Raw genomic sequence first — 25,593 nt, 5'->3', positions numbered from 1 at the left:
TCGATAGCTTTTGACCATGACTCCTGGTGACGGCCGGGTGGCCGATCGTCATATCCGCTGGGCGCGACCTGAGCCGCAGGCCGACGATCCCGAGCGCGTCCTGATCCCGGAGGCGCTGGCCTTCGGCAAGGCCCTGTACGACCGGCGCAACGCGCTGGGGCTCAGCATCGCCGAGCTCGCCGGGCGCGCGGCCCTGACAGAGGACGAGATCGAGCGCATCGAGGAGGGCGGGACCGCCCCGACGGCCGCCCTGCTCCGACGCCTGGCCGGGGCGCTCCCGGCACGACCCCACCGCCCCGGCGTGTGTTCGGCTCGGCAGAGCCCCTCCGGCACGGAGCCTCCTAGACTTGGGACGGGACGACAGCGGAGAGGACAGCGATGACAGCTCAGCCACATGAGGTCTCCGGCGCGGATGCGCCTCTCCCCGAGAAGAACCTGCGGTCGATCCGCGCCGCACTCGCTCTGCCACAGGATCGCGCCGCCTTCGACGCGGGTCTGCGACTCGCCTTGGACGAGGTGCGGGTCAGCCTCGACCTGGGGAGGCTGACCGAGTTCGTGCACAGCTGGTGGCTGATCGCCTGCGACTCCGTCCGCGATCGGGCGGGCCGCGAGGACATGTACGAACGCGCCGCCCACGCGCGGGCTCTGGCCGAGCAGGGCCGCCCGCTTCCCCGGGGGAACCGGTCCTGGCGGGAGATACTGGCTGAGCGCGGGACCGACACGTAGGTGTACACCATCACGCCGCCCGATCCTCTCGCCGAGGAACAGATCGCGGCACTGCCGACCGAAGCCGCCCGTTACCTCGCCGAGGTGTTCGCCCTTCTGGAGACCGCTCCGTGGACCGGCAGGCCGGCGAACCCCGCCAGTCCCGACGGAAACATGCGGATCATCTCGTTCGGAGAAGGCGGTCTGGTGACCTATCTGGTCCTGGAGCCACAGCGCGAGATCTACATTCTGCGCGTGCAGTGGGTGTGACGGAAAGACCGTTCACAGGTGTTCCTGTGGCCTTCCGCGCTCCGGTCCGGGGTCAGCCGGAGGTGGGGGTGACGTCGGGGGCGCGTTCCAGGTCGCCGGTCTCGCCCGCGCGCAGGGCGCGGCGGCCGAAGTAGACCACGTAGGCGAGGAAGGCCGCCTCGGCGACGACCCCGATGCCGATCCGCGCCCAGGTGGGCAGGGGCGAGGGGGTGACGAGCCCCTCGATGAGCCCGGAGACCAGCAGCACCACGACCAGCGCGAGGGCCACGCTCATGACGGCCCTGCCCTGCTCGGCGAGGGCCTCGCCGCGTCTGCGGGGGCCGGGGTCGACGACCGTCCAGCCCAGGCGCATGCCGACGGCCGAGGCGAGGAACACCGCGGTCAGCTCCAGCAGGCCGTGCGGGGTGATCAGGCCGAAGAAGATGTCGAGCTTGCCGCGCGAGGCCATCAGCCCGGCGGAGACCGCGACGTTCAGCGCGTTCTGCAGCAGCACGTACGGGATCGGCAGGCCGAGCAGTACGGCCATGATGATGACCTGCATCGACACCCAGGCGTTGTTGACCCAGACCTGCCCGGCGAAGGAGGCCGCGGGGTGCTCGGAGTAGTAGTCGGCGAAGTCGTGGTCGACGAGCTGGGTGATCTCCTCCGGTGTGCCGATCGCGGCCTGCACGGCCGGGTCTCCCGCCACCCAGACCGCGACGACCGCCGAGACCAGGAGGAACGCGGCGGTCGTGCCGAGCCACCACCACCGGGCGCGGTAGGCGACCACCGGGAACGAGACGGTGAAGAAGCGGACGAGCTCCCGCCAGGCGGGGGCGTGCGCGCCGGTCACCGCCGAGCGGGCGCGGGCGACCAGCGACGACAGGTGGCTCACCAGGATCGGGTCGGTGGGGCCGGAACGCACGATGGACAGGTGGGTGGCGGTCCGCTGGTAGAGCTCCACGAGTTCGTCGATCTCGGCGCCGTCCAGCGACCTGCGTCGCCGTACCAGGTGTTCCAGGCGGTCCCAGGAGGGGCGGTGCGCGGTGACGAACGCGTCGATGTCCACCCGGAAAGCGTATCCACCTTCCAGGCGGCGGGGACTTCCGCGACCGGCTCGGGGTGAGCCGGAGCCGGAGCGGCCGCTAAGCCGCTCAAGGGCTCAAGGGCTCAATGGCTCAGCCGCTCAATGGCTCAGCCGCTCAGTGACTCAGCGGCTCAGCGCCTCAGCGGCTCAGCGGCTCAGCGGCTCAGAACGCGACGCCGCAGCGGAGGATCACGTTGGCGTACGGCCGCGCCTCACCGGTCCGCACCACCAGCCGGGCGGAGCGGGACCTCTCCTTGAGCCGTTCGTGCGGGACGTGGTCCAGGGAGGGCAGCCGTTCGCCCAGCAGCGCGTGGCAGGCGGGGTTGGCCGTCCTGACCTCCTCCGCCGCGACGGCGCCCTCCACGACCAGTTCGGCGAGGAGGCCGTCCAGCACGTCGGCGAAGGCCGGGACGCCCGGCAGGAAGGCGAGGTCGACTACCTGGACCCCGGGCGGCAACGGCATCCCGGCGTCGCAGACGAGCACCTCGTCGGTGTGGCCGAGGCGGGCGAGCGCGCCCGACAGGGCCGCGTTGAGGATTCCCGCGCGCTTCACCGCGGATCCCGGCTCACGGCGACCCCGCCCTCCCGGCGGCACCGCGGGTCCCGGCTCACGGCGACCCCGTCGTCCTCCCCGCGACACCCCGGCTCCCGGTTCACGGCGACCACGTCGCCCTCCCCGCGGCTCCGGGCCCCCGACGAGTCCGGAGCCACGGGGACCACACGTGACTTCACGTTCACAGCGTCTCCAGGTCCCCGACCCGGGGGTAGGAGCTCTGCGCGCCGTGCAGGCGGACGGACGCGGCGCCCACCCGGACCGCGAACGAGGTGGCGGAGGCCAGGTGGTCGCCCTGGGACAGGCGCCAGGCCAGCGCACCGGTGAACGCGTCGCCGGCGCCGGTGGTGTCCACGGGCTCCACCCTGGGGCTCGGCACCGCGGTGACCTCCCCGGCGTCGGCGACGACCGCGCCGTCGGCGCCGAGGGTGAGGACCACCGAGCGGGGGCCGAGCGACAGCAGCTCCCGTGCCTGCCGTACGGGGTCGGCGTGGCTGCCGAGGAGCAGCGCGGCCTCGTGCTGGTTGACGACGAGGGGGTCGCACGCCTCCAGCAGCTCGTCCGGCACCACCGCCGGCGGCGAGAGGTTGAAGACCACCCGGCTCGCGACCCGCGCCGCCGCCACCACCGTGGCCAGCGGGCTCTCCAGCTGCAGGCAGACGACCGGCGCCGAGGACAGCAGGCGTTCGGCGGCGGTGATGTCGTCCTCGGTCAGCAGCCCGTTGGCGCCCGGCGAGACGATGATGCTGTTGTCGCCGCCGGCGTCCACGGAGATCAGCGCGACCCCGCTCGGGCCGGGCGTCTCGATGAGGTGGCCGAGGTCCACGCCGTCGGCGCGCAACGCCTCGCGCAGGAACTCGCCGTGGCCGTCGGAGCCGACCCTGCCGAGGATGGCGACCCGGGCGCCGAGCCGCGCCGCGGCGACGGCCTGGTTGGCGCCCTTACCGCCGGGGTGGGTGGCGAGCTCCGAGCCGATCACGGTCTCGCCCGGCGCGGGCCGCCGGGCGACATGGACCACCAGGTCGGCGTTGACCGACCCCACGACCACCACGTCGTACGGCGACACGGGCCGGCCGCCGGGGCCGGCCCCCGGCCGGGGGGACCCGTCGATGTGGCCGCTCATCACGAGCCCGCGAACTCTGCGACGTTGTCCTTGTTCACGATCTTGACGGGCACGGCGACCGTGGCCTCCACCTTCTCGCCCTTGGCGGCCTTGACGGCGCCCTGGACGGCCTGCTGGCCGAGGAGGGCCGGCTGCTGGGCGACGCTGGCGCTCAGCGTGCCGTCCTGGACGGCCTTGAGCCCGTCGGGGGTGCCGTCGAAGCCGACGACCTTGACCTCCTTGCCCGCCTTGGCGCCCAGCGCCTTGACGGCGCCGAGGGCCATCTCGTCGTTCTGGGCGAACACGCCGGTGATGCCGGGGTTGGACTGCAGCAGGTTGGTCATGACGTCCAGGCCCTTGGTCCGGTCGAAGTCGGCCGGCTGCTGGGCGATCACCTGGATGTTGGGGAACGCCTTGATCCCCTCGGTGAAGCCCTGGCCACGGTCGCGGGCCGCGGAGGTGCCGGGCACGCCCTGGAGGACGACGACCTTGCCCTTCTCGCCCATCTCCTTGGCCAGTTCCTGCGCGGCGAGCTTGCCGCCCTCGACGTTGTCGGAGGCGACGGTCTGCGCGACGGTGCCGCCGTTGACGACGCGGTCGGCGGCTACCACCGGGATCTTGGAGCGTTCCGCGGCCTTGACCGCGGGCCCGGCGGCGTCGGAGTCGACCGGGTTGATGATGATCGCCTTCATGCTCTGGCCGGCGAAGTTCTGGATCTGGTTGACCTGCTGGGAGGCGTCGTTCTGGGCGTCGGTGACGGTCAGCGCGACGCCCTCCTTCTTCGCCTCGTCCTCCGCGCCCTTGCGGAGCTGGACGAAGTAGGGGTTGTTGAGGGTGGAGACCGACATGCCGATCTTGATGTCCCCACCCGACGTCCCCGAGCCGCCGTCGGAGGAACCGCTCGAACCGCCCGAGCCGCAGGCCGCGAGGCCCAGGGTGAGCGCGGCTCCGGCCGCGGCGAGGCTGATGGTGCGCTTGATCATGATATTTCGTTCCCCTCGGGGTGATTCTCAGGCTGTGGCCTTGCGGCGCAGGGTGTCGAAGAGGACCGCGAGCGCGATCACCACTCCGATGACGACCTGCTGCCAGAAGGCGGAGACGGAGAGCAGGTTGAGGCCGTTGCGCAGCACCGCGAGGATGAGCGCGCCGACGAAGGTGCCGAAGGCCCGGCCCTTGCCGCCCGACAGGCTCGCCCCGCCGATGACGACGGCGGCGATGGCGTCGAGCTCGTAGCCGGAGGCCGCCTGGGGCTGCGCCGAGGCGAGCCGGCTGGCCAGGACGATGCCGGCGATGGCGGCGAAGAGGCCGGACAGGCCGTAGGTGATGAGCTTCTGCCGGTCGACCTTGATTCCGGAGAGCCGGGCGGCCTCCTCGTTGCCGCCGATGGCGTAGATCGCCCGCCCGGAGTAGGTCCGGCTCAGGATCAGGGCGGTGATCAGCCCCATGGCGATCATGACGAGGACCGGGATCGGCAGGTATTCGCCGATGGTGTCGCCCAGGTGGGTGACGGCGTCGGGCAGGGCGATCGGGCTGCCCTGGGAGATGACCAGGGCCAGGCCGCGGGCGATGCCCAGCATGGCCAGGGTGGCGATGAACGGCGGCAGCTTGCCGTACGCGATCAGGGCGGCGTTGGCGAGCCCGCACACCAGGCCGACGACCAGCGCGGCGACGACGGCCAGCGGCCACGGCAGGCCCGAGTCGGTCGACAGCCAGGCCAGCGCGATCGCCGACAGGGCGGCGACGGAGCCGACCGACAGGTCGATGCCGCCGGTGATGATGACGAAGGTGACGCCGAAGGCGAGGATCGCGGTGACCGCCGCCTGGACGCCCACGTTGAGCAGGTTCGTCACCGTCAGGAAGTCTCCCGACAGCAGTGACAGACCGGCCACGAGCACGACCAGGGCGACCAGCGCGCCGTTCTCGGCCAGCCAGGCGGCGGCCGGGTGCCGGCGCCGCGTCGCCTTGGCGGGCCCGTTGAGCACATCAGTGGACACGTGCATCCTCCACCTCGCTGACGGCCAGGGCCATCACCGAGTCCTGTGTCGCTTCACGCGCGGCGAGCTCTCCGGCGAGCCTGCCGCGGGCCATCACCAGCACGCGGTCGCTCATCCCGAGGACCTCGGGGAGATCACTGGAGATCATGAGAACCGCGTGCCCGGAGGCGGTGAGCGAGTTGATCAACTGGTAGATCTCGACCTTGGCTCCCACGTCGATGCCGCGGGTGGGCTCGTCGAGGATGAGAACGCTCGCGTCGGCGAGCAGCCATTTCCCGATGACGATCTTCTGCTGGTTGCCGCCGGAGAGCGTGCGGACCTCCTGGGCGAGGCCGCTCATCCGCACGCCGAGCCGTCCGGCGACGTCGGCGGCGGCCCGGCGCTGCCCGGCCCGGTCGACGAACCCGCCGCGGCTGGCCCGGCGGAGCGTGACCAGACCGAGGTTCTCTGCGACGTCGGCGCCGAGGACCAGCCCCTGGCCCTTGCGGTCCTCCGGGACCAGGCCGAGACCGGCCTCCATGGCGGCGTGGACGTCGCCGCGCGGCAGCGGGCGGCCGTCCACCAGGACCTCGCCGGTGTCGTAGGAGTCGGCGCCGAAGATCGCCCGGGCGACCTCCGTACGGCCCGCGCCCACCAGCCCGGCCAGGCCGACGACCTCGCCGGCGCGGACCTCGAAGGAGACGTCCTCGAACGCGCCGCGCCGGCCCAGGCCGCGGACCCGCAGCAGGGGCTCGCCCGGCGCCGCGGGCTCCCGGGGGTACCGCTGGTCGATCGGACGGCCGACCATGAGCCTGACCAGCTCGTTCTCCGGCGTGCTCGCCGGAACCCGGGTGACCGAGCGGCCGTCCCGCAGTACGGTGACCCGGTCGCCGACCTGCGGGATCTCCTCCAGGTGATGGGTGATGAACACGATCGCCACCCCCTGGTCGCGGAGCCGGCGGACGATGGCGAACAGCCGCTCGACCTCGCTGGTCGTCAGCACGGCGGTGGGCTCGTCCATGATGAGCACCCGGGCGTCGAGGGCGAGCGCCTTGGCGATCTCGACCATCTGCATGCGGGCGATGCCGAGGCGGCCGACCGGGGTGCGCGGGTCGACGTCCACGCCGACCCGGGCCAGCAGTTCGCGCGCCCGCTCGTGCATCCTCCTGGTGTCGACGAGCCCGAAGCGGCGGGGCGGGCGGCCCAGCGCGAGGTTCTCGCCGACGGAGAGCTCGGGGACCAGGTTGAACTCCTGGTAGATGGTGGCGATGCCGAGCCGCTGGGCGTCTCCGGCGCCGCGGATCTCGACGGGCGCGCCGTCGACGACGATCCGTCCGGCGTCGGGGCGGTAGGCCCCGGAGAGCATTTTGATCAGCGTGCTCTTGCCCGCGCCGTTCTCGCCGAGCAGGACGTGGACCTCGCCGGCCCGCAGGTCGAAGTCGACCCCGTCCAGCGCCACCACGCCGGGGAACTCCTTGCGCAGTCCCTCGACGCGGAGGATCTCACCCCCGGCCGCCCCGCCCCGCGTGCTGTCGTCGTTCGTCACGAGACGTTCCTTCCTTCCCCGCACGACTGCCTGGGCACCAGTACGGCCGGCAGGACCACCGATCCGGCGGGCCGCCCGTGGAGCAGGTCGAGGATGACCCGCACGGCGCGCACGCCCAGTTCGGCGACGGGCTGGCTGATGGCTGTTATCGGGGGGTTCATGTGGGGGAACCACGGCACGTCGTCGAAGGACACCAGTGCCACGTCCTCGGGGATGCGCAGACCGCGCGCCCGGATCTCGTCCAGCGCGCCCAGGGTCATCAGGTTGTCGCCCCCGAAGATCACCTCGGGCGGCTCCGGAAGGTCCAGGAGCCTGGCGGTGAGCTCCCGGCCGCTGCCCAGCTGGAAGTCCCCCGACCGAATGTACTCCGGGCGCAGCTCGATCCCGTGCTCTGCCGCCGCCTTCACGAAGGCGTCGGTGCGCTCGCGGCCGGTGGAGAGCCGGAGCGGGCCGGAGATGAGGGCCACCCGCCGGTGCCCCAGCCTCTTCAGGTGGCCGGCGAGCTCGCCGATCGCGGCGGTCCCGTCGACCCGGACCGACGGCACGTCCATGCCGGGGAGCACGCGGTCGATGAACACCAGCGGGCCGCCCGTCGCGGCCGCCTGCTCCACCAGCGGGGTGACCTCGGCGGTGGGGCAGATCAGCAGCCCGTCCACCCGCTGCTCGATGAGGGTGCGCACGTAGTGGTCCTGCTCCTCGGGCCGCTCGTCGGCGTTGCCGATGACGACGGTGTAGCCGGCCTCGCGTGCCGCGTCCTCGACCGACCGGGCCAGCTCGGCGAAGAACGGGTTGAGGATGTCGCCGATGATCAGGCCGAGCGTCCGGGTCGCCTCGGTGCGCAGCGAGCGCGCCACCGCGTTGGGGACGTAGTTCAGCTCGGTCATCGCGGTGTAGACCCGGTTCCGGGTCTCCTCGGACACCGAGGGGCTGGCGTTGAGGACCCGGGAGACCGTGGCGACGGACACACCCGCGCGAACGGCCACATCCTTGATACGTGCCACCGGCCCTCCCGTGTAATCGATTACATGAGGGTATGTAATCGATTACATGAACACCACTCGCATCGAAGTGACCTGCGTCACAGATCGTTTCCGCCTCCTGGACCCCGGATTCAGGTGGTGTCCGCCCCCGCCCGGCGGGCATCCGGGACGGGCCGGGCGGGGGCGGGCGGAGAGCCCCCGGGCGGGCACCGCGGGACATCGGGCGGAGAGGGACGGGGAGGGCCGGGCGCCGCGGGGACGGCCGGGGCGGGCGCCGCGGGACCGGCGGGAACCGCCGGGACGGGCGGAACCGGACCCGGCCGGGGCGGGCGCCGCGGGACCGGCCGCCGGTAGGGTTCTTGTGTGTCCGAGGTCGTAACCGGCGAGGCGGTCGTCGTCGAAGTCCGGATCGCCCAGCTCCCGAGCCGGGTCGCCGCGCTGCTCATCGACATCCTGGTCCAGCTCGTGACGCTGGCCGGGGCGTCCTTCGCGGCCGGCGCCCTGCTCCTCGTCTCCGACCCCGCGCTGACCGCGATGGTGTACATCACGCTGTCCGTGCTGGTCCTGGTCGGCTACCCGGTGGTCTTCGAGACGCTCTCGCGCGGGCGCAGCCTCGGCAAGCTGGCCCTGGGCCTGCGGGTGGTCAGCGACGACGGCGGCCCCGAGCGGTTCCGCCAGGCCCTGTTCCGCGGCCTGGCCGGGGTGCTGGAGATCTGGACGCTCAGCGGCGCCCCCGCCCTGATCAGCTCGCTGATCTCGGAGAAGGGCAAGCGCCTCGGCGACGTCTTCGCCGGGACCATCGTGATCGCCGAGCGCGCCCCCCGCCGGTACGGCCCGCCGCTGGAGATGCCGCCGCCGCTGGCCTCGTGGGCGGCGACGCTGGAGCTGTCCCGGCTGCCCGAGGAGGTCGCGTCGACCGCCGTCCGGTACCTCACCCGCCGGAACGACCTGTCACCCGCCGTCCAGCACGAGATGGGCGCGCGCATCGCCGCCGAGATGTCGGCCTTCGTCTCCCCTCCCCCGCCGCCCGGCGTCCCGCCGTTCGCCTACCTGACCGCCGTCCTGGCCGAGCGCCGCCGCCGCGACCAGGCGCGGCTGTCCGGGCGGGGCGGCGCACCCGGGCACCCGCCGCACGCCGCGCCCTTCCCAGCCGCCTATCCGCCCGCCGCCTATCCGCCGCCCTCCGCCCAGCCGCCCGCCGCGCCGTACGGCCCTCCGGCCGCCGCGCCGTACGGCCGGCCGCCCGCGGTGCGGGACCGGCCCCCGGCGCCGCCTCAGGGAGGTCCGGCTTCCGGGACGACCCCCGGCGGGTTCGTCCCTCCGGCCTGACCGGGCCGGCACACCGCCGTACCACCGGCGTCCCGCGCGAGGGCCGTACGGCACGCACGGACCGGGGCCCGGCACGCGCGACCCGAGGACGCGGTGCGCCGTACGGCACGTGCCCCGCGGGTGCGGTGCGGACGGCCCGCGGGCGCGGCGCGCCGTACGGCGCGCGAAGGGGGCGGCGGGATCACTCCCACCGCCCCCTCGGCGTTCGCTCAGGAAGAGCCGTCAGGCACGCGGTCAGTGACCGTGACCGTAGGAAGGCTGGGTCTGGGCGTTGAAGATGTCCATCTTGACGCTCCTGGCCTGGTTCGTCCGCGGGTCGTTGAGCCGCAGGACGTCGAAGCCGAGGTTGAAGTCACTGCCGTAGATGTAGCCGTTGTAGTAGTAGGCCGACCAGAAGCCGCCGCTCAGCGGAGGAGCGGTGTTGTCGGGGCCGCGCTCGAAGAACGCGATCTCGTGCGGGTTGGCCGAGTCGGTGAAGTCGACGACCGAGATGCCGCCCTGGTACCACGCCTGGACCATGATGTCCTTGCCCTTGACCGGGATCAGCGAGCCGTTGTGCGCGACGCAGTTCTCGGTGTCGGCCTGGTGACGCGGGATCTTGAAGTAGCTCCGGAACGTCAGCGCGGTGCCGGAGATGTCGTAGTAGGCGTTGGCGCCGCGGTTCGGGCCGATCGCCTCGTTGCAGGTGGCCGCGCCGCCGCCACCGAGCTCGTCGGTGAAGATGACCTTGGTGCCCTCGTTGTTGAAGGTCGCCGAGTGCCAGAACGCGAAGTTCTCGTCGTCACGGACGGTCGAGGTGACCTTCGGGTTCACCGGGTCGGAGATGTCCATCAGGATGCCCTCGCCCATGCAGGCGCCGGCCGCGATGTTCTTCTCCGGGTAGGAGGTGATGTCGTGGCAGCCGGTGGTCGCCGACGTGCGGTAGGGGTACTGCTTGTCCGGCTCGCCGGGGTTGCCTCCGTCCGGGAAGAGCACCGGGGTGTTGACGACCGCCGCGTCCGCCGGCTTCTCCAGCGGCACCTTGATGATGGAGATCTTGTCGTGCGGCGTCTTGCAGTCCGGGAAGTTGTCGTTCGGGCCGTAGGAGGAGACGTAGACGTAGACGTTGCGCCGGTCACGTCCCTTGCCGGGCACCAGGGTCAGGGTGTGCGAGCCGCAGTTGGTCTCGACCGCCTTGACGTATCTGGGGTTCTTCTTGTCGCTGACGTCGAAGATCCGGATGCCCTCCCACGAGTCCTTGTTCGCCGCGCTCTGGCCGGTGCTGCTGCAGGAGTCGTTGTTGCGGGAGGAGTCGACGGCGCCGAAGAGGAGATTCCCGTAGACGGCCATGTCCATCTGGCCACCGGGGCAGACCACCGAGCTGACCACCGAGGTCCGCTTGGGGTGCTTGACGTCGTAGATGGAGAAGCCGCTGTAGTTGCCCACGTAGGCGTAGTCGCCCTGGAAGGCGATGTCGGTGTTGATGTCCGTCAGCGCCGCGGGCTTCGGAACGTTGGTGACATGCTCGATGTTCGAGCTCATGACGATCTCGCCAGGGGCGGGGATGTCAGCGGCCTGAGCGGGCACGGTGGACAGCGACAGCGCCGCCGCCGCGCCCACCGCGACGAGGAAGCGGCCGGTCAGACCCTTCCCACGGGGGGTGAACACTGATGAACCTCCTTGCCATATGCGCCATAAAAGTCGCATAAATGCCTGAATCGTTCATCCCAGACCGATGATCGGACAAGCCTTCACAGTGTCAGCAAGTTTTTCCGTTTTGCTCTATTTACCTACCCCTTATGGGCATATTAGGGTGTTCCGACGTTGCTACCGGGATACGTTTGAGGAGGTCGGGTGCGCGGAGCGCTGGTCGCCGTGGCCGCCGTCCTGTGCCTGAGCGCGTGCAGCGTGGGCGCCGACCGCCCCTCCGTCCAGGCGGCGCAGCAGACGGCGCCGATCATCGCGCCCGGCCGCCCCGGCGAGCCCGCCCGGACGCTCAGCCCCGGTGAGGCCGCCACCGCCGTGCCCTCCCCCACCGCCAACGCCGCCGACGTCGAGTACGTGCAGGACATGATCGTCCACCACCGGCAGGCGCTCGACATGGCGTCCCTGGCCCCCGAGCGGGCCCGGAACGCCAAGGTCAAGGGACTGGCCGCGCGCATCAAGGACGCCCAGGGCCCGGAGATCCAGTACATGGCCGCCTGGCTGCAGCAGCAGGGCCAGCGGGTCCCCGACCAGCACGGCGACCACGCCGCCATGCCCGCCATGCCGGGGATGGCCACCCCCGAGCAGATGGCGGCACTCAGGGCCGCCTCCGGAGAGGACTTCGACCGGCTCTTCCTGGAGCTCATGACCGCCCACCACCGCGGCGCCCTCACGATGTCGGAGCAGGTCCTGGTCGACGGCTCGCACATCAAGATCGAGGAGCTGGCCAACGAGGTCTCCGTCGGCCAGACCGCCGAGATCAACAGGATGCGGGAGATCCTCGCCGGGCTCTGAGCCGCCGCTATCGCAGGTACGCCGCGAGGCCGAGCCGCTGGTCGCGCACCGCCCCGGCGACGAGGCCGGCGATCTGCCGGGCCCCGGCGGCCTCGAAGTGGGTGTGGTCGTCGGCGAAGAAGGCTCCGACCGGGCCGGAGGTGTAGTCGCCGTTGAACGGGCAGAAGCGCAGGCTGTTGTAGAGCGTGTAGCTCAGCCTGTGCAGGTCGACGACCGGCGCGCCGGTGGCCGTGCCCACGGCGAATGTGTCGGTGACGAACCCGCGGTTGGGTGTGGCCGTGCTTCCGCTGCAGGTCAGGGCGGCCACGGGGGTCACGAGCACGGGGTTGGCGCCGCGCTGCCGGGCCGCGCCGACCATCGCGGTGAGCAGCTCCCGGTACCTGGCGGCGCCGACGTGGCGGGGGCAGGTGGCGGAGCCGTCGTTGATGCCGAACTGGATGAACAGATAGTCGCCGGCCTTCATCCCGGTCGACGCGTCGAGCATGGCCTGCCAGCGGGAGGCATAGGCGGTCGAGCTGAGGACGCACTCGCCGGCGGAGTTCATGCGGTCGGTGACGGCCGACTCGTACAGCCAGGTCTGGACGCTCCGCCCTCCCACGGCGCTGTTGACCACGGTGGCGTTCGCGGTGAGGTACTGGCCGAGCTCCCTGCCCCAGCCGACGATGGAGGCGCTGGAGCTGTTGGCGACGGTGGAGTCACCGGCCAGCCAGACCGTGATCCGGCTCGATGTCGGGGTACTGCTCGGCGTCGGGGTGCCGCTCGGCGTCGGGCTGGAGCCGGGGCCGGAGGGGCTCGGGGACGGTGAGGCCGTACCGGCCGCCCCGGTGCAGGGGCTGCCGTTGAGCGTGAAGGAGGCGGGCACCGGATTGCCGGCGCTCCAGGCGCCGTTGAACCCGAAGTTGACCGATCCGCCTGTCGCGATGGTCCGGTTGTAGTCGACGTTCCTCGCGGTGACGCCGGCGCCGCTCTGGACGACCGTGGCGTTCCACGCCTGTTCGACGCGCTGGCCCGCCGTGAAGGTCCAGGCCAGCGTCCACCCGTTGACGGCGTCACCGAGGTTGGTCACGGTCACGTCCGCGCCGAACCCGCCGGTCCACTGATCGGTGACGCGGTAGCTGACGGCGCATCCGACGGCGGCACCGGCGGCCGGCGCCCCGGCCGCCCAGGTCAGCGCTCCGGTCAACGCCGCCAGAGCCGAAGCGATCAGGGCGGTGGCCCGTCGCCGGAACATGTTCATCCGCGGTCTCACTTTCCGGGGGTCCGCCGGCTCCGGGCCGGTCCGCGTGGCCGAAACCGTGCACTCGGGTGGTTCGGTTCGCCGGGCCGGCGGGCGGCCCGCGGAAGCGCCGTCAGGTGACCCGGCACCCGGCGCCGTCGAGGGTGAAGGAGGCCGGTACTCCGTTGACGCCGTTCCATGTCGCGGTGAAGCCCACGGTCGCGGAGGCGCCGGGGGCGAGTGACGTGGCCCAGTCCGGGCCGCTGACGGCGACGGACGCCCCGGCCTGGGCGAACGTGCCGTTCCAGCCCTGGCCGATCTGCTGGCCGTCGGCGAACGTCCAGCGCAGCGTCCACGGGTCGAGGGTGCGGCCGCCGGTGTTGGTGACCCGTACATCGCCCTGGAAGCCGCCGGCCCACTGGTTGGTCACGGTGTAGCGCACTTCGCAGCTGAGCGCCGCCCCGCTCGGCGTGGGGGTGGGTGACGCCGAGGGCGTGGGGCCGGGCGGTACGGAGGGCGTCGGGGTCGGGGTGGGGCTCGGAGCGAGGTGCCCGGCCACGATCGGCGCCAGCGCGGCCGCGATCGCGCGGTGCCCGGCGTCATTGGGGTGGACGCTGTCGGACAGTCCGTCGGGCGGCACCCATCCGTCCGTGTCGACGAAGAAGACGTTGCGGTCACCGGCGTCGTTGACGGTCTGGACCGCGGCCTGGGTCTGCGCGGCGTACCGCCCGCGGAAGGTCCGCAGGGCCAGGATCGCGGCCCGCGGATACCTGCTCCGGACGGTGCGCAGCAGCCCGGCGTAGGACGTCTGGAACTGCGTCGAGGACACGCCGTGCCCGACGTCGTTGGTGCCGAGGTTGATCACGACGACGTCCGCCTGGTATCGGGAGAAGTCGTGGTCGGCGGCCCCGTCGACGGCGCTGACCTTCACGAAGCGGCGGTCCAGGCCGACACAGCCGTCGGCGGTGGTGACCAGGCAGGCGCCTCCCTGGGCCACCTGCGTGTGATCCAGCCCGAGTCGCTCGCCGACGAGCCATCCGTAGGCGGTGAGGGCGTTCTTGGAGGTGGTGGTCCCGACCGTGATGGAGTCGCCGACGAACTCCACCATGCCGCGGGCCGGCCGGGCCGGCAGGGTGTGCGCGCCCGGGTCGAGCACCAGCCCCTGGAACACCGCGTCGCCGTGGTAGGAGCCGGCCACCACGCGGTAGGACACGCGCAGGGTGTGGTCGCCGGCGGGCAACGGCTTCGGCGTCAGGTCGACCGTGCCACGCACGTTCTGCAGGTACACGTCGGGGCCCGCGTCGATGCTGTAGTAGAGGTCGATGGTGTCGCGCTGCCTCAGCTTGACGGTGGTGCCAGTGAAGCCGGTCGTGAGGTAGGCGCCGGCCCAGCCCGGGACGTAGGCGCCGGCGGCGCGGGTGTCCCAGCGGCCGACGAAGCGGATGTTCGGATCGGCCGGCGTCCCGTCCCCGGTGGCGGCCCCGGCGCCGGGCGACGCCGCGAGCACGGCCGCGAGGGTGGTGGCCACGGCGGCGAGGCGCATGAGTCTCATCGCGGTCCTTTTCTCCTGCGGCGGGGTGACCGCACGGCGACCGCTCCGGGAACCACCGCGCACGGCGCCGCCGGGCACTGCCCGGCTCCGCGCCGGATGTTCGGACCGCCTCGTCGACGGCCCCGCGGTGTGGCCGGTTCCGCGTGGTCCTCCGGGGCCGTGCCATCGGCCCCGGTCGCATGCCGGCCGCTCTTTTCCGAACGTCGCACAGCGATTACCGAATCGCTACCGTAAAACGATTCAGACCGTAAGAACGGAAAAGCACCCCGTCAACCCACCCGTCGGCCCACACTCGGATTTCATCACCGCCGTCAACGGTGTTCCCGCAGCTCAGGAGAATGGCGATCCCGCGGGGACCGGCCACGGTGAATGTGAAAATTTCACGGTCCGAACGCCTGCCGAGGCTTTTCGAAAAGCGCTGGAAATCGAGATGCCGCGCGTCCCGCCGACGGACGAGCCAATCGGTGACGACGCGTGGACGGCGGCGGCATGGCGCGCCGTCACCGCGTCGGGCGGACGCCTCCGGCCGACGCGGCCGTCCGTCCGCGGGCCTCCTCCCGAAAGGAGATCGTGGCCTCGTGGAACGTCAGGAGCCGAGCCGCCAGGAGTGGAGATACTTCTCCTGTTCGCCGGTGAGGACGTCCACCTCGATCCCGGCGGCGGCCAGCCGCAGCCGCGCCACCTCCACGTCCACCTCCTCCGGCACGTCGTAAACGCCGGGCGCCAGTTCCGCGCCCTCCCGGGCCAGCCACTCGACCGCGAGTGCCTGCGCGGAGAAGGACATGTCCATGACGGCGGCCGGGTGCCCCTCGGCGGCGGTCAGGTTGACCAGGCGGCCCTCCGCCAGCAGCAGGAGCCGCCGGCCGTCGGCGAGGACGTACTCGTCGGTGCTGGGCCGTACGCCGTGGTGCACGGCCATGGCCATGTCGTCCAGGGCCCGCACGTCGATCTCCACGTCGAAGTGCCCGGCGTTGGCGAGGATCGCGCCGTCCTTCATCGCCGCCAGGTGCTCGCTCCTGATCACGTCGCGGTTGCCGGTGACGGTGACGAACACGTCTCCCGCCGGGGCCGCCTCGCGCATCGGCCGCACCTCGTAGCCCTGCAGCGAGGCGTCCAGCGCCTTGACCGGGTCGATCTCGGTGACCACCACCCGGGCGCCCAGCCCCTTGGCCCGCTCGGCCACGCCCCGGCCGCAGTAGCCGAACCCGGCGACCACCACGGTCTTGCCTGCCAGCAGGGTGTTGGTGGCGCGCATGATGCCGTCGATCGTGGACTGGCCGGTGCCGTAGCGGTTGTCGAACATCCGCTTGGTCCGGGTGTCGTTGACCGCGACGACGGGGAACCGCAGGGCCCCCTCGGCCGCCATCTGCCGCAGCCGGATGATCCCGGTGGTGGTCTCCTCGCAGCCCGCGGTGACCCCGTCGAGCAGTTCCGTCCGCTCGGTGTGCAGGATGTTGACCAGATCGCAGCCGTCGTCGAGGACGATGTCCGGGCCGATGTCGAGCGCCCGGTGGATGTGCCGGTAGTACGCCGCGCGGTCCACCCCGGCCAGCGCGTGCACGGCCACGTCGTATCCGGCCAGGGCGGCGGCGACGTCGTCCTGGGTGGACAGCGGGTTGGAGGCGGCCAGCGCGACCTCGGCCCCGCCCGCCCGCAGCGCGCCCATGAGCACCGCGGTCTCGGCGGTCACGTGCAGGCACGCGGCGATCCGCAGGCCGTCGAGGGGCCGCTCGGCGGCGAACCGCTCTCCGAGGGCGGTGAGCACCGGCATCGCCCGCGCCGCCCAGCCGATCCGCCGTTCTCCGGCGGCCACGAGCTCGCTGTCCACGTCTCTCCCCACCTGCCCGAAACCCCGTGCGTCCCGGAACCCCATGCGCCCTGGAGCCCCGTGTGCCTCGAAGCCCCACGCGCGCAGAGCCCTGTACGTCCGGATCCCCGTACGCCCGGAGCCCCATGTGCCCGAAGGCCCCCGCGGTTCGCCGCGGGGGCCGGAGGACCTGTCACCGGATCATCTCCGCCCGGCCCCGGGGGCCGGGGAGGGAGTCCCGGAAGTCCTAGTAGCGGTAGTGGTCGGGCTTGTAGGGGCCCTCGACGTTCACGCCGATGTAGTCGGCCTGGGACTTGGTGAGCGTGGTCAGCTTGACGCCGAGCGCGTCGAGGTGGAGGCGGGCGACCTTCTCGTCGAGGTGCTTGGGCAGCACGTAGACGCCGATCGGGTACTGCTCGGTCTTCGTGAACAGCTCGATCTGGGCGATCACCTGGTTGGTGAAGGAGTTCGACATCACGAACGAGGGGTGGCCGGTGGCGCAGCCGAGGTTCATCAGGCGGCCCTCGGCGAGCACGATGATGGCGTGGCCGTCGGGGAAGGTCCAGGTGTGGACCTGCGGCTTGACCTCGGTCTTGACGATGCCGGGGGTCTTCGCCAGCCCGGCCATGTCGATCTCGTTGTCGAAGTGGCCGATGTTGGACACGATCGCGTTGTGCTTCATCTTCGCCATGTGGGCGGCGGTGATGATGTTGAAGTTGCCCGTCGTGGTGACGAAGATGTCGGCGATCCCGACGACGTCGTCCAGCGTGGTGACCTGGAATCCGTCCATGGCCGCCTGCAGGGCGCAGATCGGGTCGATCTCGGTGACGATGACGCGGGCGCCCTGGCCGCGGAGGGCGTCGGCGCAGCCCTTGCCGACGTCGCCGTAGCCGCACACGACCGCGACCTTGCCGCCGATGAGGACGTCGGTGGCGCGGTTGAGGCCGTCGATGACGGAGTGGCGGCAGCCGTACTTGTTGTCGAACTTCGACTTGGTGACCGAGTCGTTGACGTTGATCGCCGGGAAGAGCAGCGTGCCGGCCTTGAACATCTCGTACAGGCGGTGGACGCCGGTCGTGGTCTCCTCGGTGACACCCTTGATCTGCGAGGCGATCTTCGTCCACCGCTTCTCGCCGGAGACGGTACGGCGGAGCAGGTCGAGGATGACCTGCCACTCCTCCGGGTCGTCCTCGGCGGCGCTGGGAACGGCGCCGGCCTTCTCGTACTCGGCGCCCTTGTGGACGAGCAGGGTGGCGTCGCCGCCGTCGTCGAGGATCATGTTGGGGCCGTCACCGCCGGGCCAGGCCAGCGCCTGCTCGGTGCACCACCAGTACTCCTCCAGGGTCTCGCCCTTCCAGGCGAAGACCGGGACGCCCTTGGGGTCGTCGACGGTGCCCTCGGGGCCCACGACGACGGCCGCGGCGGCGTGGTCCTGGGTGGAGAAGATGTTGCAGCTGACCCAGCGGACCTCGGCGCCGAGCGCGACCAGGGTCTCGATGAGCACGGCGGTCTGGATCGTCATGTGCAGCGAGCCCATGATCTTCGCACCCGCCAGGGGCTGGGCCTCGGCGTACTCCTTGCGGATCGCCATCAGGCCCGGCATCTCGTGCTCGGCGAGCTGGATCTCCCTGCGCCCGAAGGCGGCAAGGGAAAGGTCGGCGACCTTGAAGTCCATGTGTTACCCCTTTGATCAGTGGTCGCGTTCGTCCCGGGCCCCGCCGCGCCCGGCGGCCCCGCTTCGCTCGGGGGCCCGGCTCGCCACTCGGTCGGAAAGCCGTCGGTCCGAGTTTAGGCGGCCGATCCGGCCGGGCGCATCTTCCAAACGGGTAACCTGACAGAAGAATGTAAGAATCGGTGGGAGGCCGGGATGCGGATCACGGAAGCGGCCCGGCGGCTCGGGATGTCCCCCCGGATGCTCCGCTACCGCGAGGCCCTCGGGTTGCTGCCCCCGGTCAGGAGCCGCGGCTCGCACCGGCGGTTCGGCCCCGAGGAGCTCTCGGCGGTGGCCCAGGGGGTGGAGCTGGAGAGGCGGTTCGACGTCTCCCCCGCCGAACTGGCCTTCGGGCTGCGGGTGCTGAGCGACCCGGCGGTGGCGCAGGCCGTACGCGACCTCGGCCTGCGGATCGGCAGGCTGCAGGCCCCGCGCCGGGCACTGGACTTCGAGAAGGAGAAGGCACTGCGCCTGCTGCAGGGCCGCCCCCCTGGCGCGACGGAAGCCCCGCCCCGGAGCCGCCCCCCGGGTACGGCGGAAGCCCCGCCGACCTCCTCAGCGGCGCGGCGCGGCACGCGGGTCCCACCGGCGCGCCCACGCGGTTGACCAGGCCGCGCGGCGAAGCATCGGTCTGCCTTCCCCCGATGGGCCGAACCTCCGGTGAGGCATCATCCCGGGTCTTATCCTTGCCTCATGCGCTGGCAAGACGTCGAACCGCTCCCTGATCTCAATGGTGGGATCTCGGCGATCCTCGCCTCGGCCGACGCGCTGAAGGGTGCCTGGGAGGACTGGCTCGAACACATCGACGAGCAGGAGTTCCGCCGGACACGCCGGCGCAGCCTGCGCAGGCACGCCATCGAGACCGGCATCATCGAGCGTCTCTACGACGTCGACTGGGGCGTGACGCTCGCGTTGGTCGCCGAAGGCCTCACCCAGGAAGCGGCCGCCCGCGAGGGAGGCATCAGCGATGACACCCTGGCGGTGATCCGCTCACAGTACGACGCCCTGGAGTTCCTGGCCGACGCGGCCAGAGGAGGCAGGGACCTGAGCGTGCACTTCGTGCGTGAACTCCACCAGGCGATCACCCGACGCCAGCTCACCTACGGCGCCACCGACACCCTGGGACGCGTCTTCGAAGCCCCGATGCGGCACGGCGAGTGGAAGAGGCATCCCAACCACGTCGTCCGTCCGGACGGCACACTCTTGGAGTACACCCCGCCCGAGCACGTGCAGGCTCAGATGGACCAGCTGATCGCGATCTACCAGAAAACGGAGGCGGCGCATCCGATCACGCGAGCGGCGTGGCTGCACCACCGTTTCATCCGCATCCATCCCTTTGAGGATGGCAACGGCAGGGTGGCGCGCGCGTTGACGCTGCTGGTTCTCCTTCGTGACAACTACGCCCCGCTGGTCGTGGACCGCTCGCAACGGGCCCGGTACATCGACGCGCTCGACCAGGCGAATGCCGGTGACCTGGCCCCTCTGATCCGACTCTTCGCCCGCCTGGAGATCAGTGCGTTGCGGTTCGAGCTGGAAGCCCCCTCCGTCCTTCGGGAGACCGCCGGTGGAGCGGCCGAGGTGGCTCGTGCGCACGCCGACCGGCTACGCCTGAACCTCGTGGCGAAGGACTCCGCAGGTCGTTCGGGTCCCGCCGTCCGGCTGGCGGGCTCGCTGCAGACCAAGATCACCCACTACCTGCGCAAGCAGGGAGACGCTCTGCGCGACGCCTTCGCGACCATCGCCCCGGAGACGGTCGTCCACGTTCACCACGCCGAACCGCCGAGCCAGCGGTCCCTGCTTCACAGGGACCGCTTCCGGGCCATGGCCAACAGCGCCGGATTCCGTCCCAACCTGAACGAGGGCGTCTGGTGGGCCACTCTCTACATGGAGATCGTGGGATACGCGCTTCACTTCCACACGGCCATCATCAAGGCGGGTCCGCCGAACACAGGCGCACTCGTCTTCACCGTCTCGGCCGCCGTGTCACCACCGGGAGAGATCGAAAGCAACGACCTCCCGGTCCCTGTCTGGGCCTGTGATCCGACTCCGGACGACAGCGTGACGCTTGTCTTCAGCGACGCCCCTGACGCGCGCTGGCCCGAGATCACCGAGGTGATCGACCAGGTGCTGACCGCTGCCGTCGATCAGCTGGGCCAGCAACTCGGCTGATCACATCCGCCCGAGAGCAAGGAACCCGCGAGCAAGGAACAGGGTGTTCCCACGGCACAGGGAACCGGTGAGGGGCGACCCGGCGGCGTGACCTCCAGGACCTCGCGCTTCCTACGGTGGGACGAGCGGCTGGATCCGCCGGAAAGAGCACCCGGAGACGCCGAAGGGGCCCGGCGTGACGGCCGGGCCCCTTCCGGGACGAGCGCTGCGGACGTTACGGGCGGCTCAGCGACGGGTCGTCGGCCGGAGCAGGCGAGTCACCGGCCGGAGCCGACGAGCCGTCAGCCGGGGCCGGCGAGCCACCTGCCGCCGCCCGGTCGAGGTCCGGCTCCAGGTAGATGACGCGGGCCGTCGGCACGGCGGCGCGGATGCGCTGCTCGGCCTCGTCGATGCCGCGCGCCACCATCGCGGCCGTGTCGTCGTGGTCCACCGCGATCTTGGCGGCGACGAGGATCTCCTCGGGCCCCAGGTGCAGAGTCCGCATGTGGATGACCCGGGCGACCTCCGGCGTGCCCTCCAGGGCCGCGCAGATCTTCCGCTCGACCTCCGGACCGGCGCTCTCACCGATCAGCAGCGACTTGGTCTCGACCGCGAGGATCGCCGCGATGACGGCGAGCAGCACGCCGATCGCCATCGTGCCGACGCCGTCCCACACGCCGTTGCCGGTGATCACGGCCATCGTCACGCCGGCCAGCGCCAGCACCAGTCCGACCAGCGCGCCGAAGTCCTCCAGCACGATGACCGGCAGCTCCGGCGACTTGGAGCGGCGGATGAACTGCAGCCAGGACTGCTTGCCCCGGATCGGGTTCGACTCCTTGATGGCGGTGCGGAAGGAGAAGCCCTCCGCGATGATGGCGAAGATCAGCACGCCGAACGCCACGACCGGCGTCTCCACCGGGTGCGGGTCGGAGATCTTGTGCCAGCCCTCGTAGAGGGAGAACAGCGCGCCGATCGTGAACAGCACCACCGCCACGACGAAGGCGTAGAAGTAACGCTCGCGTCCGTAGCCGAACGGGTGCTCACGGGTGCGCTTGCGCTCGGCCTTCTTTCCGCCCACCAGCAGCAGCACCTGGTTGCCCGAGTCGGCCACGGAGTGGATGGACTCCGCGAGCATCGACGACGACGTCGTGATCAGGAAGGCCACGAACTTCGCCACCGCGATCGACAGGTTGGCGGCCAGCGCCGCGATGATCGCCTTGTTACCGCCGCCCGCGCTCACGCCGGCCTCCCTGCTGCTTCCACAATCGATCCCATTCGGTCCGTCCCGCCTACTGCGGGATCCTCGCCTTCAGCTCCGTGATCGCCCCCACCGGGGACGGGTCGATCCCGTACCCGAGAGCGAGGTACGTACTCGCGTAGTCTCCCAGCCCGATCAGAGAGGCGAGCCGCTCCAGGGGGTGCGTCCCCTCGGCGGAGACCTGCGTGACGGGCACCCCGCGGTCCTCCGCCAGCCGTACCGAGACCTCGCGGCGGCGCGCCGCCTGGGGGTGCTCCTCGGTGTCGCGCAGCACGACCAGCCGCAGCGACCGCGACTGCTCGTCGGCGAAGATGTCACGGGTGGCCAGCGGACCGTCGAGCGCCATCACCTGGTTGTGGCCGACCTCGGGGATCTCACCCCAGACCGCCGGATACTTGGCGTTCTCGTTGAGCTGGCAGGCCCAGCGGTAGGCGGCGACCGCGGCGAGCGGCGACGACCCCCAGACCATCGGCACCGTCTCGGCCAGCTCCATGGCCAGCGACTTGCCGGGGTTGATGAACGACTCGCTGGCCGGACGGCACCGGTGGGCGATGTCCTCCAGCCGTGCGGCCACACCCTCGAACAGCTCGTCCGGCGCCTCGACCAGCCGCATCCGGGCGGCGGCGACGACGAGCGGCACCGACAGCGCCCAGACGGCGGCGCGCGGCTGTCCGCCGACGGTGACGGGCACGAACGGCGCGCCCGCCTGCCGGGCGACCGACGCGAGCGGCGAGTCGGGCGCGCCCACGGCGAGCAGGCGGCATCCGCGGCGGACGGCCTCCATCGCCGTCGCGAGCGTCTCCTCGGTACGGCCCGAGCAGGACACCGCGATCACCAGATCGGTCGCGCCGACCCAGCCGGGCAGCCGCAGGGACCGTACGGTCACGATGGGAAGCGGGACGCCGGGGCCGCACACCGCGCCCAGGATGTCACCGGCGATGCCGGATCCGCCCATGCCCACGACCACGACGGCCCGGGGCCTGCCGTCGTCGGCGAGCGACGACAGGTCGGCCTCGGCGGCGGCCCGGTGGTAGGTCCGGACCTGCGCGGCGGAGGAGGCCACCGCGGGCAGCATCCCCGAGGGGTCGCCCGCGGTCAGCCACTCCTGGTCGTCGAGCCGGTCCGGCTCCCAGCTCACGACTTCCGGGCCTCGTCGACGAGCAGCACCGGGATGTCGTCGCGGACCGGGTACACCAGGCCGCAGGACGGCGAGGTGCAGGAGAGCTCGTCGGCCTCCGGCTTGGCGCGCAGCGGTGACTTGCAGTTGGGGCAGGCCAGGATCTCAAGCAGCCAGTCGTCGATCTTCACTCGCTCAGCTCCTCACGACAGCGAGGACTTCGTCCCTGATCGCTGCCATCTGAATGTCGTCGGCCGCCTCGGCGTTCAGCCTGAGCAGCGGCTCGGTGTTGGACGGACGGAGGTTGAACCACCATCCGGGGCCGGACACGGTCAGGCCGTCCAGCTCGTCGAAGGTGACGCCGTCACGGGCGGCGAACCGCTCGCGGACCCGCTCGACGGCCGCTCCCTGGTCGGCGACCGTGCTGTTGATCTCGCCGGAGGCGGCGTAACGGGTGTAGGCGGCGAGCAGGTCCGACAGCGGACGGTCCTGCTCGCCCAGCGCGGCCAGCACGTGCAGCGCGGCGAGCATCCCGGTGTCGGCGGACCAGAAGTCCCCGAAGTAGTAGTGCGCGGAGTGCTCGCCGCCGAAGACCGCGCCGGTCCTGGCCATCTCGGCCTTGATGAACGAGTGGCCCACCCGGGTGCGGACCGGCTCGCCGCCGTGCTCGGCGACGATCTCCGGCACGCTCAGCGAGGTGATCAGGTTGTGGATGATCCGGGCGCCGGGCCGCTTGGCCAGCTCGCGCACCGCGACCAGCGCGGTGATCGCCGAGGGGGAGACCGACTCGCCGCGCTCGTCGACCACCCAGCAGCGGTCGGCGTCGCCGTCGAAGGCCAGGCCGATGTCGGCGCCGACGTCGAGGACGGCCTTCTGCAGGTCGCGGAGGTTCTCCGGCTCCAGGGGATTGGCCTCGTGGTTGGGGAAGGCGCCGTCCAGCTCGAAGTAGAGGGCGGTCAGCTCCAGCGGCAGCCCGTCGAACACCGTGGGGACGGTGTGGCCGCCCATGCCGTTGCCGGCGTCCACCACGACCCGCAGCGGCCGGATGCCGGACAGGTCGACCAGCGTGCGCAGATGGTCGGCGTACCCCCGCAGCAGGTCGCGCCGGGACACGCTCCCGCCGCCGGGCCCGCCGACCCCTCCGGCCAGCAGCTCGGCCGCCCGGTCGCGGATCACGGTGAGCCCGGTGTCGCCGCCGATCGGCACGGCTCCGGCCCGGCACATCTTCATGCCGTTGTAGCGGGCCGGGTTGTGGCTGGCGGTGAACATCACACCGGGCAGGCCGAGGCTGCCGCTGGCGTAGTACAGCATGTCGGTGGAGGCGAGGCCGATGTCGACCACGTCGGTCCCCCGCGAGGCGGCCCCGCGGGCGAACGCCGCGGCCAGCGGCTCGGAGGAGTCGCGCATGTCGCGGCCGACCACGGCGGTGCGGGCCCCGGTCACCTCCGCGAACGCCGCACCGACCGCCTCGGCGGTCTCCTCGTCGAACTCGTCCGGCACGACGCCGCGAACGTCGTACGCCTTGAAGATCCTGGCGAGGTCGCCCACTCCAGCTCCGCCCCTTTATGTCGTGTCTGCCGACCCCAGCCTAGTAGGGTCAGCGGTCACGCTGGGGCTGAGCCGATCGGAGCACCCTGAGATGACCGCGCCGCCCGACCTCGACCCCCTGGCCGACCGGCTCGGTGCCGCCGCCCGGGGCGGGCCTGGCGGCCTCGCGCACCGCGTTGGCCAGAGCCTCCAGGTCGTCCGTGCTCGGCGGAGCGCCCTCGCTGGGCAGGCGGACGACCTCCCAGCCGCGGGGCGCTGTCAGCCGCTCGGCGTGCTCGGCGCACAGGTCGTAACAGTGCGGCTCGGCGTACGTCGCCAAGGGTCCGAGGACGGCGGTCGAGTCGGCGTAGACGTACGTGAGCGTGAATACGGCAGGCTGACTGCACGCGGTGCGGGAACAGCGGCGGACGGGGCTCACGGTGGGACCGTATCCGGTAAGCGTCCGGGGCGCCACTACCTGAGCGCTCTTAACGAGCGTGTCGCCACAATTCGGACACGTGTCCCGGCTTTCACCCGCCTGTACGGCTTGCCCCCGGCCGCGGCGGGACCGGGGCGTCACGACGGGAGCGGGACAGGGGGCGAAGCGGACCTCGGGGGATACCGGGGACGGGATGGCACAGCGGGAGCGGGACAGGGGCCGGAGCGGACATCAGGGGGGACATCGGAGGCGGGATGGCACGACGGGAGCAAGACAGGGGCCGGAGCGGACATCGGGGGAACACCGGGGGAACGCCGGAGGAACACGGCCTAAGCTTGGCCCGTGAGCTCGGCACCCGGTAGACCCCGCCCTCCCCGCCGCCGCGACCGGCACGGACGCGGCATGCGCGGCCCGCTGGCGCCCTCTCACGTGCCGATCGCCAAGTCCCGCGGCGAGCGCTTCGACGACCTCGTCCTCGACGCCGTGGACCGGCTCAAGCCCCGCTGGGGCAAGCAGCTGGCCGCCGTGCGGTTCGCGGTCGAGGAGGTGCCCCCGGCGGCCGATCTGAGCGACGGCCCCGGGCTGCTCGACGGCGAGCCCATCCCGTTCGGCCGGTCCGAGCCGGCCTCGGGGAAACGGCCCGCCGTCGTCGTCGTCTACCGGCGCCCCCTGGAGGCCCGGGCCCGCGACCGCGAGCAGCTCGGCGCGCTGGTGCACGACACGGTGGTCGAGCAGGTCGCCGGGCTGCTGGGGTTGTCGCCGGAGACGGTGGACCCGGGCTACGAAGGCGAGGACTGAGGGGTCCCGCCTCCGACG

Annotated in this window: 24 protein-coding genes and 1 pseudogene; 8 read left to right on the top strand and 17 right to left on the bottom strand. The window is 71.7% G+C overall.

Translation table 11 applies throughout. The features are described 5' to 3' along the window. The first annotated feature begins 16 nt into the window (after nt 1–16). The 3 genes from ACFYSC_RS09070 to ACFYSC_RS09060 are packed head-to-tail and all read left to right on the top strand — an operon-like array spanning nt 17 to nt 975. Complete coding sequence (locus ACFYSC_RS09070; protein ID WP_389958801.1) at nt 17–382, top strand: multiprotein-bridging factor 1 family protein; 366 nt, start codon at nt 17–19, stop codon at nt 380–382. Continuing rightward, nucleotides 379–726: a DUF6247 family protein gene (locus tag ACFYSC_RS09065; protein ID WP_389958798.1), complete on the top strand. Its 348-nt coding sequence runs from the start codon at nt 379–381 to the stop codon at nt 724–726. The genes ACFYSC_RS09070 and ACFYSC_RS09065 overlap by 4 nt, the downstream gene beginning before the upstream one ends. Continuing rightward, complete coding sequence (locus ACFYSC_RS09060) at nt 727–975, top strand: hypothetical protein (protein WP_389958796.1); 249 nt, start codon at nt 727–729, stop codon at nt 973–975. A 52-nt stretch (nt 976–1,027) separates the two neighbouring features. Here the strand turns inward: ACFYSC_RS09060 and ACFYSC_RS09055 are convergent, their stop codons facing one another. The 7 genes from ACFYSC_RS09055 to ACFYSC_RS09025 all read right to left on the bottom strand — a co-directional run bounded on the left by ACFYSC_RS09055 (nt 1,028) and on the right by ACFYSC_RS09025 (nt 8,216). Beyond that, nucleotides 1,028–2,023 (bottom strand): stage II sporulation protein M, encoded by a 996-nt coding sequence (locus ACFYSC_RS09055; RefSeq protein WP_389958793.1) that lies wholly within the window; start codon nt 2,021–2,023, stop codon nt 1,028–1,030. A 181-nt stretch (nt 2,024–2,204) separates the two neighbouring features. Beyond that, nucleotides 2,205–2,594, bottom strand: a complete 390-nt coding sequence (gene rbsD, locus ACFYSC_RS09050; protein ID WP_362929147.1) for a D-ribose pyranase — start codon at nt 2,592–2,594, stop codon at nt 2,205–2,207. 181 nt (nt 2,595–2,775) lie between these two features. Further along, on the bottom strand, nt 2,776–3,717 hold the full coding sequence (locus ACFYSC_RS09045) for a ribokinase (RefSeq protein ID WP_389958789.1): 942 nt from the start codon (nt 3,715–3,717) through the stop codon (nt 2,776–2,778). Next, nucleotides 3,717–4,679, bottom strand: coding sequence for a D-ribose ABC transporter substrate-binding protein (locus tag ACFYSC_RS09040; protein WP_362929143.1), 963 nt, complete (start codon nt 4,677–4,679; stop codon nt 3,717–3,719). Before ACFYSC_RS09040 ends, ACFYSC_RS09045 begins: the two co-directional genes overlap by 1 nt. Nucleotides 4,680–4,706: 27 nt before the next feature. Next, nucleotides 4,707–5,696 (bottom strand): ABC transporter permease, encoded by a 990-nt coding sequence (locus ACFYSC_RS09035; RefSeq protein WP_389958786.1) that lies wholly within the window; start codon nt 5,694–5,696, stop codon nt 4,707–4,709. Continuing rightward, nucleotides 5,680–7,215, bottom strand: a complete 1,536-nt coding sequence (locus tag ACFYSC_RS09030) for a sugar ABC transporter ATP-binding protein (protein ID WP_389958783.1) — start codon at nt 7,213–7,215, stop codon at nt 5,680–5,682. The genes ACFYSC_RS09035 and ACFYSC_RS09030 overlap by 17 nt, the downstream gene beginning before the upstream one ends. Further along, the gene (locus tag ACFYSC_RS09025) at nt 7,212–8,216 is read right to left on the bottom strand and encodes a LacI family DNA-binding transcriptional regulator (protein WP_389958780.1); all 1,005 of its coding nucleotides are present in this window, start codon (nt 8,214–8,216) and stop codon (nt 7,212–7,214) included. The genes ACFYSC_RS09030 and ACFYSC_RS09025 overlap by 4 nt, the downstream gene beginning before the upstream one ends. 342 nt (nt 8,217–8,558) lie before the next feature. Between ACFYSC_RS09025 and ACFYSC_RS09020 the strand changes: the two genes are divergently transcribed. Then, nucleotides 8,559–9,524: an RDD family protein gene (locus tag ACFYSC_RS09020; RefSeq protein ID WP_389958777.1), complete on the top strand. Its 966-nt coding sequence runs from the start codon at nt 8,559–8,561 to the stop codon at nt 9,522–9,524. Nucleotides 9,525–9,758: 234 nt separating this feature from the next. On the opposite strand, the gene ACFYSC_RS09015 is transcribed toward ACFYSC_RS09020, so the two are convergent. Continuing rightward, nucleotides 9,759–11,171 (bottom strand): LVIVD repeat-containing protein, encoded by a 1,413-nt coding sequence (locus ACFYSC_RS09015; RefSeq protein WP_389958774.1) that lies wholly within the window; start codon nt 11,169–11,171, stop codon nt 9,759–9,761. A gap of 186 nt (nt 11,172–11,357) precedes the next feature. Between ACFYSC_RS09015 and ACFYSC_RS09010 the strand changes: the two genes are divergently transcribed. Beyond that, the gene (locus ACFYSC_RS09010) at nt 11,358–12,002 is read left to right on the top strand and encodes a DUF305 domain-containing protein (protein WP_389958771.1); all 645 of its coding nucleotides are present in this window, start codon (nt 11,358–11,360) and stop codon (nt 12,000–12,002) included. Nucleotides 12,003–12,009: 7 nt separating this feature from the next. On the opposite strand, the gene ACFYSC_RS09005 is transcribed toward ACFYSC_RS09010, so the two are convergent. The 4 genes from ACFYSC_RS09005 to ahcY all read right to left on the bottom strand — a co-directional run bounded on the left by ACFYSC_RS09005 (nt 12,010) and on the right by ahcY (nt 18,252). Continuing rightward, nucleotides 12,010–13,239 carry a cellulose binding domain-containing protein gene (locus tag ACFYSC_RS09005; protein ID WP_389958768.1) on the bottom strand — a complete coding sequence of 410 codons (1,230 nt, stop codon included), beginning with the start codon at nt 13,237–13,239 and terminating at the stop codon, nt 12,010–12,012. A 112-nt stretch (nt 13,240–13,351) separates the two neighbouring features. Beyond that, nucleotides 13,352–14,770, bottom strand: coding sequence for a cellulose binding domain-containing protein (locus tag ACFYSC_RS09000; RefSeq protein ID WP_389958764.1), 1,419 nt, complete (start codon nt 14,768–14,770; stop codon nt 13,352–13,354). A gap of 586 nt (nt 14,771–15,356) precedes the next feature. Further along, the gene (locus ACFYSC_RS08995) at nt 15,357–16,643 is read right to left on the bottom strand and encodes an adenosylhomocysteinase (protein ID WP_389958762.1); all 1,287 of its coding nucleotides are present in this window, start codon (nt 16,641–16,643) and stop codon (nt 15,357–15,359) included. Between the two features lie 181 nt (nt 16,644–16,824). Then, nucleotides 16,825–18,252, bottom strand: a complete 1,428-nt coding sequence (ahcY, locus tag ACFYSC_RS08990; protein ID WP_389958759.1) for an adenosylhomocysteinase — start codon at nt 18,250–18,252, stop codon at nt 16,825–16,827. Nucleotides 18,253–18,444: 192 nt separating this feature from the next. Here ahcY and ACFYSC_RS08985 point away from each other — a divergent pair. Next, nucleotides 18,445–18,774: pseudogene (locus tag ACFYSC_RS08985) on the top strand (MerR family DNA-binding transcriptional regulator); the annotation flags it as partial. Between the two features lie 207 nt (nt 18,775–18,981). Beyond that, nucleotides 18,982–20,457 (top strand): Fic family protein, encoded by a 1,476-nt coding sequence (locus ACFYSC_RS08980; RefSeq protein WP_389958757.1) that lies wholly within the window; start codon nt 18,982–18,984, stop codon nt 20,455–20,457. Nucleotides 20,458–20,671: 214 nt separating this feature from the next. On the opposite strand, the gene ACFYSC_RS08975 is transcribed toward ACFYSC_RS08980, so the two are convergent. Genes ACFYSC_RS08975 through ACFYSC_RS08955 form a run of 5 tightly spaced genes read right to left on the bottom strand, consistent with a single transcriptional unit; the run spans nt 20,672 to nt 24,777 of the window. Then, nucleotides 20,672–21,676, bottom strand: a complete 1,005-nt coding sequence (locus ACFYSC_RS08975) for a cation diffusion facilitator family transporter (RefSeq protein ID WP_389958754.1) — start codon at nt 21,674–21,676, stop codon at nt 20,672–20,674. Nucleotides 21,677–21,725: 49 nt separating this feature from the next. Beyond that, nucleotides 21,726–22,832 carry an SIS domain-containing protein gene (locus ACFYSC_RS08970; RefSeq protein ID WP_389958751.1) on the bottom strand — a complete coding sequence of 369 codons (1,107 nt, stop codon included), beginning with the start codon at nt 22,830–22,832 and terminating at the stop codon, nt 21,726–21,728. Beyond that, complete coding sequence (locus ACFYSC_RS08965; RefSeq protein WP_362929114.1) at nt 22,829–23,002, bottom strand: Trm112 family protein; 174 nt, start codon at nt 23,000–23,002, stop codon at nt 22,829–22,831. The genes ACFYSC_RS08970 and ACFYSC_RS08965 overlap by 4 nt, the downstream gene beginning before the upstream one ends. 4 nt (nt 23,003–23,006) lie before the next feature. Then, entirely contained in the window at nt 23,007–24,359 is a 1,353-nt protein-coding gene (locus ACFYSC_RS08960; protein WP_389958748.1) for a phosphomannomutase/phosphoglucomutase, read from the bottom strand. A 49-nt stretch (nt 24,360–24,408) separates the two neighbouring features. Further along, complete coding sequence (locus ACFYSC_RS08955) at nt 24,409–24,777, bottom strand: DUF3499 domain-containing protein (RefSeq protein WP_179819439.1); 369 nt, start codon at nt 24,775–24,777, stop codon at nt 24,409–24,411. A gap of 402 nt (nt 24,778–25,179) precedes the next feature. Between ACFYSC_RS08955 and ACFYSC_RS08950 the strand changes: the two genes are divergently transcribed. Continuing rightward, nucleotides 25,180–25,575, top strand: coding sequence for a metallopeptidase family protein (locus tag ACFYSC_RS08950; protein WP_389958745.1), 396 nt, complete (start codon nt 25,180–25,182; stop codon nt 25,573–25,575). Nucleotides 25,576–25,593: the final 18 nt, after the last annotated feature.

Source organism: Streptosporangium sp. NPDC004379 (assembly GCF_042873875.1).
Classification (GTDB): Bacteria; Actinomycetota; Actinomycetes; order Streptosporangiales; family Streptosporangiaceae; genus Streptosporangium.
The sequence above is the reverse complement of the archived record's forward strand: the minus strand, read 5'-3'. Positions and strand labels throughout refer to the sequence as shown.

Coding starts and splice junctions, on each gene's coding strand:
- ACFYSC_RS08995 (WP_389958762.1), bottom strand. CDS start 16,643: ATGGGGTTCCGGGACGCACGGGGTTTCGGGCAGGTGGGGAGAGACGTG.
- ahcY (WP_389958759.1), bottom strand. CDS start 18,252: ATGGACTTCAAGGTCGCCGACCTTTCCCTTGCCGCCTTCGGGCGCAGG.
- ACFYSC_RS08950 (WP_389958745.1), top strand. CDS start 25,180: ATGCGCGGCCCGCTGGCGCCCTCTCACGTGCCGATCGCCAAGTCCCGC.
- ACFYSC_RS09070 (WP_389958801.1), top strand. CDS start 17: ATGACTCCTGGTGACGGCCGGGTGGCCGATCGTCATATCCGCTGGGCG.
- ACFYSC_RS09045 (WP_389958789.1), bottom strand. CDS start 3,717: ATGAGCGGCCACATCGACGGGTCCCCCCGGCCGGGGGCCGGCCCCGGC.
- ACFYSC_RS09000 (WP_389958764.1), bottom strand. CDS start 14,770: ATGAGACTCATGCGCCTCGCCGCCGTGGCCACCACCCTCGCGGCCGTG.
- ACFYSC_RS09040 (WP_362929143.1), bottom strand. CDS start 4,679: ATGATCAAGCGCACCATCAGCCTCGCCGCGGCCGGAGCCGCGCTCACC.
- ACFYSC_RS09005 (WP_389958768.1), bottom strand. CDS start 13,239: ATGAACATGTTCCGGCGACGGGCCACCGCCCTGATCGCTTCGGCTCTG.
- ACFYSC_RS09065 (WP_389958798.1), top strand. CDS start 379: ATGACAGCTCAGCCACATGAGGTCTCCGGCGCGGATGCGCCTCTCCCC.
- ACFYSC_RS09035 (WP_389958786.1), bottom strand. CDS start 5,696: ATGCACGTGTCCACTGATGTGCTCAACGGGCCCGCCAAGGCGACGCGG.
- ACFYSC_RS08980 (WP_389958757.1), top strand. CDS start 18,982: ATGCGCTGGCAAGACGTCGAACCGCTCCCTGATCTCAATGGTGGGATC.